This is a genomic window from Chryseobacterium sp. T20 (assembly GCF_047345655.1).
Taxonomy (GTDB): domain Bacteria; phylum Bacteroidota; class Bacteroidia; order Flavobacteriales; family Weeksellaceae; genus Chryseobacterium.
This window is the reverse complement of sequence record NZ_JBLFDU010000012.1, coordinates 128,321-144,094: the sequence shown is the minus strand read 5'-3', so window position 1 is coordinate 144,094 and position 15,774 is coordinate 128,321. Positions and strand designations below refer to the sequence as shown.

The 15,774-nt window shown below is 36.6% G+C and carries 15 protein-coding genes; 8 read left to right on the top strand and 7 right to left on the bottom strand.

The genetic code is table 11. The features are described 5' to 3' along the window. Positions 1–34 precede the first annotated feature (34 nt). The 3 genes from ACMA47_RS21395 (at position 35) to ACMA47_RS21385 (ending at position 3,100) form a co-directional block, all read left to right on the top strand. A complete protein-coding gene (locus tag ACMA47_RS21395) occupies positions 35–937 on the top strand; it encodes a helix-turn-helix domain-containing protein (RefSeq protein WP_413931413.1) in 903 nt (300 codons plus the stop codon). Positions 938–1,349: 412 nt separating this feature from the next. Continuing rightward, entirely contained in the window at positions 1,350–2,690 is a 1,341-nt protein-coding gene (locus ACMA47_RS21390) for a carboxylesterase family protein (RefSeq protein WP_413931412.1), read from the top strand. A gap of 242 nt (positions 2,691–2,932) precedes the next feature. Continuing rightward, positions 2,933–3,100, top strand: a complete 168-nt coding sequence (locus tag ACMA47_RS21385; protein ID WP_156106453.1) for a hypothetical protein — start codon at positions 2,933–2,935, stop codon at positions 3,098–3,100. Positions 3,101–3,174: 74 nt separating this feature from the next. Here the strand turns inward: ACMA47_RS21385 and ACMA47_RS21380 are convergent, their stop codons facing one another. The 6 genes from ACMA47_RS21380 to lpxK form a co-directional block, all read right to left on the bottom strand. Then, complete coding sequence (locus ACMA47_RS21380) at positions 3,175–4,668, bottom strand: alpha-amylase (protein WP_413931411.1); 1,494 nt, start codon at positions 4,666–4,668, stop codon at positions 3,175–3,177. 23 nt (positions 4,669–4,691) lie between these two features. Beyond that, positions 4,692–5,789 carry a DNA polymerase IV gene (dinB, locus tag ACMA47_RS21375; protein WP_413931410.1) on the bottom strand — a complete coding sequence of 366 codons (1,098 nt, stop codon included), beginning with the start codon at positions 5,787–5,789 and terminating at the stop codon, positions 4,692–4,694. Positions 5,790–5,953: 164 nt separating this feature from the next. Further along, complete coding sequence (locus ACMA47_RS21370; protein ID WP_413931409.1) at positions 5,954–6,409, bottom strand: GNAT family N-acetyltransferase; 456 nt, start codon at positions 6,407–6,409, stop codon at positions 5,954–5,956. 89 nt (positions 6,410–6,498) lie between these two features. Continuing rightward, on the bottom strand, positions 6,499–7,014 hold the full coding sequence (locus ACMA47_RS21365) for a TlpA family protein disulfide reductase (RefSeq protein ID WP_413931408.1): 516 nt from the start codon (positions 7,012–7,014) through the stop codon (positions 6,499–6,501). 213 nt (positions 7,015–7,227) lie between these two features. Continuing rightward, complete coding sequence (locus tag ACMA47_RS21360) at positions 7,228–8,043, bottom strand: purine-nucleoside phosphorylase (RefSeq protein WP_413931407.1); 816 nt, start codon at positions 8,041–8,043, stop codon at positions 7,228–7,230. Continuing rightward, complete coding sequence (lpxK, locus tag ACMA47_RS21355) at positions 8,027–9,052, bottom strand: tetraacyldisaccharide 4'-kinase (protein ID WP_034696194.1); 1,026 nt, start codon at positions 9,050–9,052, stop codon at positions 8,027–8,029. Before lpxK ends, ACMA47_RS21360 begins: the two co-directional genes overlap by 17 nt. Before the next feature lie 109 nt (positions 9,053–9,161). Here lpxK and truA point away from each other — a divergent pair, with 109 nt between their 5' ends. The 5 genes from truA (at position 9,162) to ACMA47_RS21330 (ending at position 13,666) form a co-directional block, all read left to right on the top strand. After that, complete coding sequence (gene truA / locus ACMA47_RS21350) at positions 9,162–9,893, top strand: tRNA pseudouridine(38-40) synthase TruA (protein ID WP_413931406.1); 732 nt, start codon at positions 9,162–9,164, stop codon at positions 9,891–9,893. 28 nt (positions 9,894–9,921) lie between these two features. Continuing rightward, positions 9,922–10,263: a hypothetical protein gene (locus tag ACMA47_RS21345; RefSeq protein WP_413931405.1), complete on the top strand. Its 342-nt coding sequence runs from the start codon at positions 9,922–9,924 to the stop codon at positions 10,261–10,263. Between the two features lie 69 nt (positions 10,264–10,332). Beyond that, on the top strand, positions 10,333–10,920 hold the full coding sequence (locus tag ACMA47_RS21340) for a Crp/Fnr family transcriptional regulator (RefSeq protein WP_413931404.1): 588 nt from the start codon (positions 10,333–10,335) through the stop codon (positions 10,918–10,920). 86 nt (positions 10,921–11,006) lie between these two features. Continuing rightward, the gene (locus ACMA47_RS21335) at positions 11,007–11,777 is read left to right on the top strand and encodes an alpha/beta hydrolase (protein WP_413931403.1); all 771 of its coding nucleotides are present in this window, start codon (positions 11,007–11,009) and stop codon (positions 11,775–11,777) included. A 131-nt stretch (positions 11,778–11,908) separates the two neighbouring features. Continuing rightward, positions 11,909–13,666: an ABC transporter ATP-binding protein gene (locus ACMA47_RS21330; RefSeq protein WP_413931402.1), complete on the top strand. Its 1,758-nt coding sequence runs from the start codon at positions 11,909–11,911 to the stop codon at positions 13,664–13,666. A gap of 311 nt (positions 13,667–13,977) precedes the next feature. Here the strand turns inward: ACMA47_RS21330 and ACMA47_RS21325 are convergent, their stop codons facing one another. Next, positions 13,978–15,759 carry a GEVED domain-containing protein gene (locus tag ACMA47_RS21325; protein ID WP_413931401.1) on the bottom strand — a complete coding sequence of 594 codons (1,782 nt, stop codon included), beginning with the start codon at positions 15,757–15,759 and terminating at the stop codon, positions 13,978–13,980. Between the last annotated feature and the right edge of the window lie 15 nt (positions 15,760–15,774).

Here is a 15,774-nt window from a genome sequence, read left to right as displayed (position 1 = left end):
GTGGTAATTTTGAATAGCAATAAAAATATACTTCATGGAAAATCAGGAGGTTGAAATCTATAATACGGTCTCGGAATATAATAAAATGGCGAATCATGAAACCCTACATCCGCTGGTAAGTATCATTGATTTTTCCAAGTCTGATCCTATCTGCCAGTATAGAAGAAAATTTGGGTTTTATACCGTTTTTCTGAAAGATGTTATGTGTGGAGACATGCAATATGGAAAACACAGCTACGATTATCAGGAAGGAACACTGGTTTTTATTGCTCCCGGACAGACCTATGGAATTTATAATAGGGACAGATTTGTTCAGCCTGCAGGTTTTGCCCTGATTTTTCATCCGGATTTAATAAAAGGAACCAATCTAGGGAAGAATATGAAAGATTATTCTTTTTTCTCTTATGATGTACATGAAGCACTTCACCTGTCAGAAAAAGAAAGAGAAGTGGTATTGGATTGCTTTAAAAATATTAAACTGGAACTGGAACAGTCTATTGATAAACACAGTAAATCTTTAATTGTTAATAACATCGAACTGTTCCTGAATTACTGCATGCGTTTTTATGACCGCCAGTTCATTACAAGAGATCATATCAATCAGGGAGTCATCGGGAAATTTGAAAATCTGGTCGATGACTATTTAAAATCTGAAAATCCAAAAAATATAGGTTTCCCAATGGTCAATTATTTTGCAGAAAAACTGAATCTTTCTGCCAATTATTTCGGAGATCTGATCAAAAAAGAATTGGGAATTTCCGCACAGGAATTTATCCACAATAAACTTATTGATATTGCCAAAGAACAGATTCTGGATCAGGCAAAAACAATCAGTGAAATCTCCTATGATCTGGGCTTTAAATATCCACAGCATTTTACAAGGCTATTCAAAACCAAAGTGGGGATTTCTCCAAGTGAATACAAAATCCTGAACTAGTTTTTTTAACACGAATAGCACTAATCTTTTCACAAATAACACTATGATGATTCGTGAATATTTGTGCCCTTATTTGTGGAATTTGTGTTTAGATTTTTTCAACACGAATGACACTAATTTTTTCACTAATAACACTATGATGATTCGTGAATATTTGTGGTCATATTTGTGAAATTTGTGTTTAGATTTTTTCAACACGAATCACACTAATCTTTTCACAAATAGCACTATAATGATTTGTGAATATTTGTGGTCATATTTGTGAAATTTGTGTTTAGATTTTTTTCAACACGAATCACACTAATTTCTTCACGAAGAACACAACAATGATTCGTGAATATTTGTGTTCATATTTGTGGAATTTGTGTTTAAATAATTAAATTTAAAGAGAAAAGTTTTCACAGTTTTAAAGATGACACCAAATCAGCAGCACACTATTATTTTCGAAACCCGTTTCGGAAAAATTTTAGCCTTAAAAGAAAATGGAATTATCAGAGCCAGAAGTATTCGGTATGCCTATTCTGAAAGATTTAAAAAACCTGTTGCTGCAGAAGCCTCCTTATCTTCAATGATTATTTCTCCGGAAAAAACTCCCGTCTGTCCGCAGGCTTTAAGTCCGCTTGTAGAAAAGATGATAGGAGCAACACCTATTGAAAGCTTCGAGCCTGATGAATCTACCCAATACCTTTCCATAACCCGCCCGGAAGTCATTTCTGAAAATGAAAAGCTCCCTGTTGTCGTTTGGATTCACGGAGGTTCCCATGAAATAGGGTGTGGTGATCTGGCCACTGCTGATCCTGCAGAATGGGTGAAAGAGCAGCATATTATCGTGGTTACCGTTTCCTATCGTTTAGGATTATTTGGTTTTTTAGGTGGTGATGAAAAAAGGCCTGCCAATCTTGGATTGCTGGATATCATTGAAGCGTTAAAGTGGATAAAAACCAATATTGCAGATCTTGGAGGTGATGAAAATAATATTACCCTTCTGGGACAGTCTTCAGGAGGTGATGCTATTGCTCATTTAATGATATCAGAAGGAGTGGAAGATTTGTTTCAGCGCTTGATTATCCAGAGTGCTCCATTGGGATTACGTCATAAAAGACAGAAAATGTCGGCAGAATTTCTGAAAAAAACAGAATTTTTGAAAGATGATCCAGATGTTTTAAAAATAATGGATGAATATGGAAAATTTTTGCCCTCTGTCATAAGATACGGATTGAAAGCGGCAATGCCTTTCGGAACTCAATACGGACATTTTCCTTTGTGTAAAGAAGAAGAGTCGGTGGAAATGTGGAAAAAGAATGCTCATAAATTTGATGTTCTGATTGGTTTAAATAATGATGAAACAGCATTTTACCTTAAAACCTCTGAAGCTTTAAACAAATATTTTGGAAAAGGATTTGGTTTAAAAATCATGGACAAAACGGTTGAGAAAACAACAGCATTGATCTATGGAAATCCGGCAAAACAGTTTGCCCAGAATCTGGCGAATGCCGGTGGAAATGTCTATCTTTTCAGAATTCATTCAAAACTGAAAGACAATCATATCGGAGCACCGCATTGCATTGATCTTCCTTTAATTTTCGGGAATGAATCAGCCTGGAAATATTCCGAATTGTTGAAAGATATTCCATGGAGTCGTATTCATGAGAATGGCAAAAAGTTGAGAGGGCTCTGGGCTGAATTTGCCCGCACCGGAAAGATATCCGATACCTCCGAAAGACCGGAAATCCTTGAACTCCGAAAAATGTAACTAGAGATCAAACTTATCTAATCTTAACAAATATCCCAACTGAAGACGTAAACATTCCCCACCTCTGGAGGAGTGGAAAAAATTCAAAGAATTTTTGACGGGGTGGTTCATCATATTCTCAATATTTATCTTTAATAATGAAAATTATATATATACTAAATCAGGTAGTTAGTATTGAATGTTTATTCATAATTGTAATTTTTAATGTATATTTAATAACTAAACCATAAAAAATAACAATTATGAAAACGCACAAAGAAATCAAAGTAAAAAAATTGAACCGTCAGGAATTAAAAAGTTTAAAAGCAGGAGATTTAAATTGGGGCAAAGTGTGCTGTACTTCCACGGAAGATGGACAATGTTGTGAATGGGCTATAGATGTTTGGAATTGCAGATACATTTATTGCTAAATTAAAACTTGCTGATAAAATGATGATCCTTGTCAAGGTTTTAAACCTTGACAAGGGTTTTTGGTATATTAATCTTATTCAGGAATCCAGACACTCACATTTCCCGCCGGAGCAGGAAAATTTCCCCAGCCGTTTTCATCAATCATTACTTTCTCTTTGAATCGTTTCAGAATATCTTTAAATTTTTTCCCAGCGTAAAGTATTCCCACTTCCATAGGCTTATTGTAAGAATCTTTATTGCTTAGAACCACTGCACATCCTGTATGTTCATCATCTCCTGTACGTACCCAGCCAAGACAGTTGGCATCCTCAAAATAATCATGCTGCTCACCGTAAGCATGATCCTTCCTTGATTTTAATAGCTCTTCAATACCATCTACTTTAGGCATAAATATTTCCTGATCATTACCGTCTCTGTCTTTATCCACATAATGAGCGCCATAAAGATCCGGGTAAAATACACAGGGATAGCCATCTTTTCTCAATAAAATAAGAGCATAGGCAATAGGCTTGAACCAAGGTTCCACGGGAGCTTCAAGATCCTGCAACGGTTGTGTGTCATGATTAGCAACCAAACTTACAGAATGCATAGGATCTGCCTGAGTAAGAGTTTCATCAAAAATTCTTCGGAGATCATAAGAATCACCTTCTCTGGAAGCTGTATGAAAGTTATTCTGCAAAGAACTGTCGAAAAGACTCATGCAGCCTTCTGTGACCTCAATATATTTTTGAAGAAGATGGAGATATCCCGGAGCCCAGTATTCTCCTACAGCAAAAATATCTTTTCCGGAATTGGAACGGAGGAGTGTGAGCCATTCTTTATAAAAATCAAAAGAAATATGTTTTAAAGCATCCAGTCTTACTCCATCAAAATCGGTCTGATCAAAATACCATTTTGCCCAGGTGTTGAGTTCTTCCCTTACAAAAGGATTCCGGTGCTCAATGTCATTATACATCAGGTAGTCGTAATTCCCTTTTTCATCATCAATCATTTCCTCCCAATCGTTTCCGTATTCTGACTGGATTTTGAAGATGTGGGAATCCATCCCTTCAGCATAATCTACACCACTGAAACAGGTGAAATTCCATTCAAAATCCGAATATTTTTTTCCTCTTCCCGGAAAGGTAAATTTGGTATAAGATTCTATTTCGATCACATCGGAAATCACCTTTTCCCTGTTTTCCTCATCTACTTTGACCACCTTGAATTTTTCCAGTTCATCACCTCCGGCTTTATGTCCAAGAACAATATCTACAATGATCTGTATATTTTGTTTCTTTAAGGCTTTAATGGCTTTGGTGTAGTCGTTTTTTGTGCCGTATTTGGTAGGAAGAGTTCCTTTTTGATCAAATTCTCCGAGATCGTACAGGTCATAGGCGTCATAGCCGATAGAATAACCGCCATTTGTCCCTTTGTAGGCAGGAGGAAACCATACAGAGGTAATTCCAAGTTTTGCTAAATATCTGGCCTGTTTTTCGGCTTCTTTCCACAATTTTCCGTCTCCTTCAGAATACCAGTGGAAAAACTGGATCATGGTTGGGTTCATAGATTTGCTGATTTGGTTCATACAAGTTAGCAAAAAAATATAACCTATTCATTTTCGAATTCCTCAAACGGGATTTTTAGTTGAACGGAAACTTGTTTTTTTTCTTCCGTATTCAGTTGAGAGAGAGATAATCCGAGCAGGCGCACCGCTTTATCAAAAGGACGAAGTTCCCAAAGTTTTTTCCCGGTGTTATAATACTGTTCCGGTGATGAAAAATAATCTTCCCTTGTGATGCTTCTTGTGAAAAGAGAGAAGTCTTTATATTTTATTTTTAACGTTAAAGTTCTGCCGAGAATATTGTGTTTCTGTAACCTTTGATGAATTTCCTCTGCAAGACTTTCCAGCTTTTCATTGATCTGTTGTTCATCCAGTAGATCTTCAAAAAAAGTTCTTTCCACGGCCACACTTTTCTGAATCCGATGAGGTTTTACTTCAGAAGTATGAATCCCGCGTACCACATTATAATAATGATTGCCAGACTTTCCGAAAAGTTTGATCAGATCTTCAAGCGATCTTTTCTTTAAATCTTTTCCTTTATAGATTCCTAAACTAAACATTTTATTAGCCGTCACTTTTCCTACACCGTAAAATTTTTCCACAGGTAATTCTTCCAGAAAATGCTCCATTTTATCGGGGTGAATGGTTTTCTGGCCGTTGGGTTTATTAATGTCGGAAGCTACTTTAGCTAAAAACTTATTGACGGAAATTCCTGCTGAAGCCGTTAATCCGGTTTGTTCAAAAATTTTCTGACGGATTTCTTTGGCGATCAGATTGGCAGATTCCATTCCTTTTTTATTTTCGGTGACATCCAGATAAGCTTCATCCAGAGACAGAGGTTCTACCAGATCTGTATATTCATAGAAAATTTCCCGGATCTTTTTAGAGATCTCTTTGTATCGGGCAAATCGGGGAGGAACAAAAATAAGATGGGGACATTTTTCTTTGGCTGTTTTACTGGGCATTGCAGAACGGACACCAAATTTTCTGGCTTCATAGCTTGCGGCTGCCACTACGCCACGATGCTGCCCACCTACGGCTATTGGCTTGCCTTTCAACGTAGGATTATCATGCTGCTCCACAGAAGCATAGAATGCATCCATGTCCACATGAATAATTTTACGAAGAGGCAAAGAAAAATCCATATACAAAGATATGGATTCCTTTATTTATAGAAGGAAGCTAGAGGCTGGAAGCTGGAAGTTAATATTACTCGATAAGGAAATTAAAGAACTGCTTACTAAATAATAAAAAACGAAGTAGTAATTAATAACGCGTCAATAACTTCCATCTCCCATCTTCCAGCCTTTTAAACCTTCAATCTCATGGTAAGAAGATGAGGTTCAAAACCTGCTTTTTCATACGCTTTTATGGCAGATTCATTTTGTGCGTACACATCAAGTCTTACCTCGCTGATTCCTCTTGATTTTGACCAGGAAATAAGTTCATCAGTAATCACCTTATTGATTCCCTTTCCCCTGTGCTCCGGCTTTACATACATAAACCCGAGATAGGCATATTCTTTAAACTGATAATACTCTTTTGCTGCTTTCTTAATCAGAGCATATCCTGATGCAATGATTTCATTATTCTCTTCGGCAACAATTACGGTTGCTTCAGGAGATTGTATCAGATGTTTTAAATCATAATAATGGATTTCTCCTTCTATAAGAGTACTGTTGAAAGGTCTTTCTGCAGTTACAACTCCCTGTTCAAATTCTAAAAGGATTTCTAAATCCTGTTCTGTGGCTTCTCTTGTGATCATGGTGATATCTATCTAAAATTTTAAAACTCATTGAAAGTTTTGATTTTCAATGAGTTTTTATAAGTTTTTCGGATTAAAATAAAGGTCAGTTATTTTAAAAGCTTGTCTATGGTTTGCTGAAGTTCAGGGTCTTCAGGAGATATCGCATAATATTTTGCAATTGAAGATTTCTGATCAATTACCATATATCTCGGGATCCAGTTAAGATCTATATAGTTATTAAAATCATTTTTCCAGCCTGTAGAAAACCAATAGTTTTCTTTGTGTTTCATATCAAATCTTTCAAGACTTTTTTCAAACCCTTCTTTTGAACGGTCTAATGACAGAAATACAAAATCAATATTCTTGTTATTTTCTTCTAACTCCTTGGCTTTTGGGAGAGCATTTAGACAGTCTCTACACCATCCGGCCCAGAAATCAATCACTAAAACTTTCCCTTTATGCTGATCCAGAATCTGTTTGATAGTAATGGTTTTTCCATTGTCATCTTCCAGTTTCTGTTGTAAAGCTTCTTTTGAAAATCCTGTTTTCAGGACCGCTGGGACTTTTTGTGAATAGCTTATCCCAAAAATACCCATCATCAATAGTAATATCAACTTTCTCATCTCGTACAATTTCATGGGTACAAATCTAAACAATGAATGGCAATCTGAGATTGATTTCTTTGGAATTAGTAAAAATTTATAATATTGATGGATTCTATTAGGGAGGAGAGTGGGAACGGGTAAACCACCCCGTCAAAAATTCTTTAAATTTTTGCCACCCCTCCAGAGGAGGAGAATATTACGGCTTCAGTTGTAATATTGAGCTATGCTATTTTACTGATAGTTTTTAATCAAGCCTTTGACAACGGCAATTACGTTGGGCATTGCTTTGTTGGCTGCATTCAGAACTTCTTCGTGGGAAACGGCAAAAGCGATGTCCGGTCCGCCAAGATCTGTGATGACAGAAATACAGAAAACATCCATTCCCATATGTCTGGCAACAATGACTTCAGGAACGGTACTCATCCCTACCATATCACCGCCAATGGCTTTGATCATGCCATATTCAGCCGGTGTTTCAAAAGTTGGTCCTTGTAGTGCTACGTAAACTCCCTGATGGATTTTTATTTGGTGATCTGCAGCTGCCTGTTCCGCAGTGGCAATCATTTTTTTGTTGTAGGGCTCGCTCATATCCACAAAACGTGGTCCAAGCTCATCAATATTTTTTCCGCGTAAAGGATGCTCAGGCATCATGTTGATATGATCTTTGAGAATAACGATGTCTGCAACGCTGTAAGCAGGGTTTACCCCACCGCAGGCATTGGAAAGAATAAGGTTTTGAATTCCCAGTAAATGAAAAACTCTTATCGGGAAAGTCACCGTTTCCATAGAATGTCCTTCATAATAATGGAAACGTCCGCTCATCATCAGTACTTTTTTCCCTTCCAGAATTCCGTAAATCAGTTTTCCGGTATGTCCGGCCACTGTAGTTTGTGGAAAATGAGGAATGTCTTTGTACTCTAAAACATGGATCGGTTCTACTTCATTTTGTAATTTCCCAAGTCCGGATCCTAAAACAACTGCAAAATCAGGAGTTTCCTGAATAATATTTTTAATAAAATCTGCAGTCTGTTTAATTTTTTCTAACATAATCTAAGATGATTTGATTGAATTCTTCTTTCTTATCAATAAGTACATTGATAGGCCAGTAGTAAACAATTTCTCTAAGATAGTCAAAAGTTTTCAGACGAACGTAGTCTTTCTCTGTGGTTAATATCAGTTTATATTCTCCTAATTTTTTATACTCGGCAAGGATTTTTTTAATATCATCATCTGTGAAATTATGATGATCTCTGAATTTTAAATGTTTCACCCTTTTTGAGAATTTGGCCAGATGTTCCAGAAGCGGTTTAGGATTGGCAATTCCGGTGATCAGTAAAATATCATAATAATTCAGGTTGTTATCCGGAAGCATTTTATCTTTTCCGTATACATTTTCGTCATAGCCGATGGATGAAAAGAATACTTTCTGTCCGTATGAAGGTCTTATTCTTGAGATATAATACCTTTTGGTTTCTTCAGTAAGTTCATCAGGACATTTGCTGACCATGATGATATTGGCTCTTTTATATCCTGCTCTTGACTCTCTCAGATCTCCGGCAGGAAGAAGGTAATCCTTGAAAAACGGATCATTAAAATCGGTCATCAGAATATTGAATCCGGCTTTGATCGCTCTGTGCTGCATCGCATCATCCAGTACCAGAACTTCAAGATCCATATCATCAATTACTTTTTTAGCACCGGGAACACGTTCTTCGGAAACGGCAATTACGAAACGGTTTTTAAAACGTTCAAAAAGCTGCATCGCTTCGTCACCCACCATTTTGTAGTTGCTTTCGTAATTTGTTACTTCATAGCCTTTGGTAAGCCTTCCGTAACCACGTGAAAGTACTCCTGTTCTGTAATGTTTGGATAAGAATTGAGCAAGATACATCACCATGGGTGACTTCCCGCTTCCGCCCACAGAAAGGTTTCCGACATTGATTATCGGTGTCTTGAATTTTGTCGACTTAAAAACTCCCAGATCATACATTGTGTTCCGGATACCCGTTACCAAATGATAACCGAGGGAAAAAGGATAAAGGTACCATCTTTTCATACGATTGCAAAAATAGGAATTTTCATAAGCATTTGGAGTAATATTCTCAAAGACTTTTCAACAAATATTTCGTTAAATTAAAGTATTTTTGTGGAGTTATTACAATACATTGAGATACTTTATTGAATTTTCTTACAACGGAAAGAATTATTTCGGCTACCAGATACAGCCGGATGCTATTTCTGTACAGGAAGAACTGGAAAAGGCGCTGTCTACCATTTTGCGCGAAGAGATAAAAACTACAGGAGCAGGAAGAACGGATACAGGCGTTCATGCCAAAAAAATATTTGCCCATTTTGATACGGAAAAGGAATTGGATGATCAGCTTGTACGAAGGCTGAACAGTTTTCTGCCCCCCGATATTTCCATTAAAAGAATTTTCCCGGTAAAAGAGGATTTTCACGCCCGTTTTGATGCCACGTACAGAACCTACGAATATTTTATCTCACTGGAAAAAAATCCTTTCACTCAGGAATCTGCATGGCAGCACTGGAAAAGATCTCTTGATATGGATGCGATGAATGAGGCCTGTAAGATTCTTTTTGAATATGAAGATTTCACCAGTTTTGCCAAATTAAAAACCGACAACAAAACGAATATCTGCAAAATCTACAAAGCAGAATGGGAACAGAACGGAACGGAATTGAAATTTACCGTTTCTGCCAACCGTTTTCTCAGAAATATGGTTCGTGCTATTGTTGGAACAATGGTAGAAATAGGAACAGGAAAGCTGAAACCGGAAGATCTTCGGAAAGTAATTGAAGACAAAAACCGCAATGCTGCAGGTACCTCAGCGCCAGGACACGGGCTGTATCTGGTAGATGTAGGGTATGAATTTTAAATAAAAAACTAAAAACAAAATAATAATCATGTTATCAATTTTTATTCTTATCGGTGCCTACCGATATTATGCCCAGCTGGCAGAAAGATTTGGAAAAACAAAATGGCAATACGGTGTTTTAGCTATTGGAATTTATCTGGGAACCCAAATTGTGTTAGGTATGAGTTACGGTGTGTATTTGGGAATAACAGATCCTGAATCCGTAGATAATGTAAATTATACAGGATTTTCCGGAGTGAATATTATAGGCTGGCTCATCTCTATTGTTGCCGTTTGGGGAGTTTATAAACTCCTTGAAAATAAGTTTATAAAAGAAAGACCGGCAAAAACCATCGAAATTGAAGAAATAGGGAAGACTATTGATCAGTAACATTTCTCTTTTTAGTATCAGAAATTAAGATTATTTTTAAATAATGTAAAGGATACTAAAAAAATGACCATGACTGAAATTGAAAAACTAGCCTTCGCATTACATCATTTTGCCGGACTTTCAGAAGAAGATTTCAGATTGTCTGAACAATTTTGGCTTCCTAAGGAATATAAAAAAGGAGATTTTTATAATCTTCAGGGAAATGTCTGCTCTTATTTGGGGTTTATTGTTGAGGGTGTTTTCCGCTCTTATGTCATTAATGAAGATACCGGAGAAGAGAAGAATGTTTTTCTGTATTCTGCCAATGGCTTTGTAGTTCCTTTTAAGAGTTTTCTCAATCAGATTCCGTGTGATTATTTTACACAGGCTCTTACGGATGCTTCCATTATTTTTATCCGGCATACCGATTTACTTTCGCTTTATCAGCAGTCGCACCAATGGGAAAAATTTGGGCGGCTTATGGCGCAGGCAGCATTTAATATCACCATGACAAGGGTAGAAGGGTTTTTATTAAAGTCTCCGGAAGAGCGCTATCTGGATCTGATGAAAGAACATCCGGATATTTTCAGCAATGTTCCGTTGTATCATATTTCTTCTTATCTGGGTATTCAGGGACCTTCTCTGAGTAGGATAAGGAAAAGAATTTCAGGGAAATAGTACGATTTTAACCTGAGTTAAAGTTTTCGTCATTTTATCTGCGGAAATTTGTTTCATCAATTTAACAATACAAAAAAGTAAAAATTATGAAAACAAAAACAATCGTATTAATTCATGGGTTATTTGTGAATAATACAAGCTGGAAAGAATGGAAAACTTATTTTGAAGCTCAGGGATATACTGTACATACTCCTTCCAATCCAGGTCATGAAGGAAATCCTGTTCATTTAAAAAATAATATTCCGGGAGAACTTCGCCATGTGGGATTTGATGATACGGTGAATAATCTTGTAAAGCTGATAGACAGTCTTCCTGAAAAACCTATTGTTATCGGCCATTCTTTTGGAGGACTTATGGTTCAGAAACTGATTGATATGGGAAAAGCGGCAGCTGGAGTAAGTATTGACGGAGCCCCTCCAAAAAATGTGATGGCTCCTTTTTCTACCATTAAAATCGTTTGGCCGGTGGTGAACTTTTTCAAAGGAAACAGTCCGTATATGGGAACAAAAGAATGGTATCACAAGGCTTTTTTCAATAATTATTCAAAAGAAGAAAGTGATAAACTGTACGAAACAGTAGCTGTTCCTGAAAGCCGAAAACTAGCCAAAGATCCTTTGTTCAAAGCTTCTGCAAAATTAGATTTAAAGAAACCACACCAGCCACTGCTGTTCATTGCAGGTTCTAATGATCATATTTTTCCGGCAGCATTTTCAAAGAAAATAGCGGGAGCTTATCAAGATACTGGCAGTATTGTCGATTTTAAAGAGTTTGCAGGGAGAAGTCATTTCATCTGTGGTGAAAAAAACTGGGAAGAAGTAGCGGAATATATACTTGGCTGGATACAAAAGAATGCTTAATATATTCATATTGTAAATAGTAGGTATCTGATATTTTCTATGACGATTTGCAAAAGTTGTAAAGGCAGTCCGGTTATAATGTCTTATTTTTGCATAGAATTTTATTTTAATTCTTTCTTTCGATTCGTACAATGAAAAAACAAGATACCTGGGGAATTATAAAAAGGCTGTTCTTTATCGGAATGAAATTTCGTTCTTGGTTCATCCTTACCCTTATCATTTCCATATTCCTTTCCATCGTTTCTACTTACAGGCCTTATCTTACCATGCAGGTGGTGGATAATGACATTACAAAGCTGCATGATAAAGCTTTGATGATGAAACACATCTACATCCTTGTGGGATTGGTGTTTGCTGAAACTATATTAAACTTTTTCTTAGTTTATTTTTCAAATTTCATCTCCCAGAATGTGATCAGGGATATCAGGGAGCGTTTATATGCTAAACTGATTTATTTCAAAACTTCATTTTTTGATAAAACGCCTATCGGGCAGTTGGTGACACGTGCCGTAGGAGATGTGGAAACCATTGCTACAGTATATACAGATGGCTTCCTGATGGTATTCGGAGATATTCTGAGAATTCTGTTTGTGCTGGTGATGATGTTCAGTACCAATGTTCACCTGAGTTATATTACGCTGGCTATTTTACCTTTAATGGTGGTAATTACAAGATTTTTCCAGAAAAGGCTGAAAAAAGCTTTCGGAGATGAAAGAAACTGGACGGCCAATCAAAACTCTTTTGTTCAGGAAAGACTGGCAGGAATGTCAATCATTCAGGTCTTCAACAGACAGGAATCTGAGTTCAAGAAATTCGATGATATCAATATTACGCTGAAAGGAGCATTGCTGAGAACTGTATTTATTTTCTCATTGTTCTTTCCTGTAGTAGAACTTATTTCTTCACTATTCATCGGTTTTATCCTTTTCTATGGAGGATATATTACGATCAGTGCCGGAGTGGTAATTGCCTTTATCCAGTATATTTCAATGCTGATCCGTCCTTTAAGACAGATTGCTGACCGTTTCAACAATATCCAGCGAGGAATTGTAGGTGCAGAAAGAGTATTGGGATTGATGGATGAAGAAAACTCAATGCCGAATAACGGAACAGTAAAGAAAGATCATTTTGCCGGAAAAATTGAATTCCAGAAAGTACACTTTGCGTATGATGAAAAGCAGGAAGTGCTGAAAGGCATTGATTTCAAAGTAAACCCGGGAGAAACCGTAGCGATTGTAGGAGCAACAGGTGCCGGAAAATCTACCATTATCAGTCTGATTACAAGATTATACGATATCAATTCAGGAAATATTCTGATTGATGATGTGGATTTAAAAGATTATGAGCTTTATAATCTCAGAAGTCATATCGGAGTGGTATTGCAGGATGTATTCCTTTTCCACGGAAGTATTTTTGAAAATCTTGCTTTTGGAGACGACAGCATCACCTTGGAGAAGATAAAAGCAGGAGCCAGAGAAATTGAAGTGGACGAATTCATCCAGCAGCTTCCTGGCGGATATGATTATGTAGTGAGCGAAAGAGGTTCATCCATTTCTTTAGGACAGAGACAATTGTTGTCTTTCCTGAGAGCTTATTTATCAGATCCGAAAATTTTAATTCTGGATGAAGCTACGTCTTCCATTGATCATGAAAGTGAAAAGCTGATTCAGAGAGCAACGGAAAAAATTACTAAAAACAGAACTTCCATTATTATTGCCCACAGACTTTCTACCATTGAAAAAGCTGATAAGATTATTGTGATGGAGCATGGTAAAATCGTAGAAGAAGGAAAACATCTTGATCTTTTGGATAAAAACGGATATTATGCCACGCTTTACAAAGCCCAGCTTCGCCATGAAGTGGAAATGGAAGAAGAAAAAGAATCATAATCCATAAGGAATGATAATAAACAAAAAAGAGAGTCAGTAACGACTCTCTTTTTTTATAAAGAAGTTTTAACCATTTACATTGATTATTTTAACCACAAAAGTCACAAAAGTTTTAAGCACTTGATTTTTTTAGAAACAAGCTTTATATATAATAAGTAGACCTAAGTGTTGTGAAAATCTTTGATTTTCAATTTGTGTGAGCTTTTTTGCAGCATCATTTTGAACTTACTTAAGTGGTAACATATTTTAAAATAAAAGCTTTTGTGACTTTTGTGGTTTTGTAAAGTTTTTGTTGTTTTTATGAATGAGTTTTAGAATTTTAATTTCTTCGTAATTACTTTTCCGTCTTCCAGTATTACTGTAGCGGTGATGATTATATTTTTCTGGTCAACCGGATATTTGAATTCTGAAGATTTAATATCATTTTTTCTCATCAGTAATCTTCCTGAAGCCTCATAAATATGTACCGAGGAAATTTTCACATTACTTCTTACAGATACTGAATTTTCATCTTTAAAAATAACAGGTGCATTTTTCAATCCTGCATTTTCTATAGCTAATACATTCTGAGGTTCAATGATGACAGAATAATCTTCTACCTGTCCGTACTTTGGAGTATAACATGCTGTCACCGCTGTTCCGTTGTACTCTCCAATTACTCTCATTCTTAAAGGAGTATTGGTTATTGCGCTCGCAGGAGGAGTTACCTGTGCTGTAGCCAATGAACCATTGCTTATTCCACTTTGATTAAGAACCAGTTCTGTAGATTCATCGAATTGACCATCATTATTATAATCAATATATGCTTTGACAATGTGAGGGTTGTTTGTTCCAGGAGCTACAGTAAGTGTGGTGGCGGCATTTTGGGGAATGTTGGTTTTTGAAATCCCCAAACAGTAAGTACCCGTAAAATTTTCATAAAAATTATTGGTTGCCTGCTTATAATTAGTTGAATAATTACTAATACTTCCAAACTTTACCAAAGTAATTCCTACATTGTACGTACCCGGATTGGTAATGGTTGCGGGAGTACATGCATTGGTTAATGTCACACTGTTATTAATTGTAGTTGGAGATGCAACTGGTGAGTTGATCAGCTGTTGTCTGTACTGTAAAAGCTGTGCTGTCGCTCTGTTGGTCTGTCCTTGTGTAAATAAATCTCTGAAGCAGTAGGTATAGGCCATCACATTTCTTTCACCACCATTGTATAATTGATTGGTACATGGATTGGTCTGTCCGGTTTGACATGTGTGAGGAACTGAGGAATGATAAAGACTTTTCATAGGCTCTGTATCACAAACAAGATCTCCTTCTAAAGTACAGTCATTGTTTACCGGGCAGTCTCCTGTAGTTTCATTGTATCCCTCATGTGTATGTCTGAGTCCCAAAGCGTGTCCGAATTCATGCCCTAAAGTCTGAACATTAACAGCGGATGCACTTGCTGCCATAAAAGCATAATCTTTGCTTCCTCCGGGATAATAAGCGAAGCCATTCAGTCCTCCGGAGCTGGATGTTAGTTTTTTAACAACATAGATATTGTAATATTTAGAAGTGTCCCACATTCCCATTGCAGTAATCTCAGAAGCAGTTACGGCATTGGTTGTATTGTCATTATTTACGCCGCCACTTACATATTTGGGAAGACCGGAAGCATTGATTCTGTTGATACCATTAGTCGTATTACAGTTAGGATCCTTGGTTGCAAAAACAAATTTGACAGGCAGTATTGCACTTGTTCCTGACATTCCGCTGGTGGAACTTCCTGCAAAAACACCATTGGTATAGTTGACCCATGCGATGATATCTGCATCTGATTTATTATTGGCCGTTCCTATAGCACTTCCGTCTCCTACAACGTGTACAACAATGGGAATCTCGTATACCTGATTATTGAGCTTAGACGTGAATTTGCCACTTTTGATCATTTTTGATAATTCCAGGTTGAAAGCATCTTCCTGAGCTTTTTCTTCCGGATACCTTTCATAATGTTTTTTCATTAATTCATCGGTTCCGCATTCCTGGAATTCTAAATGTTGTGAATAAAAATTTGAGCAGAATGTACCTGAAATAAGAAGAAATAATAATTTTTTCATTGTATTTTTTATTTA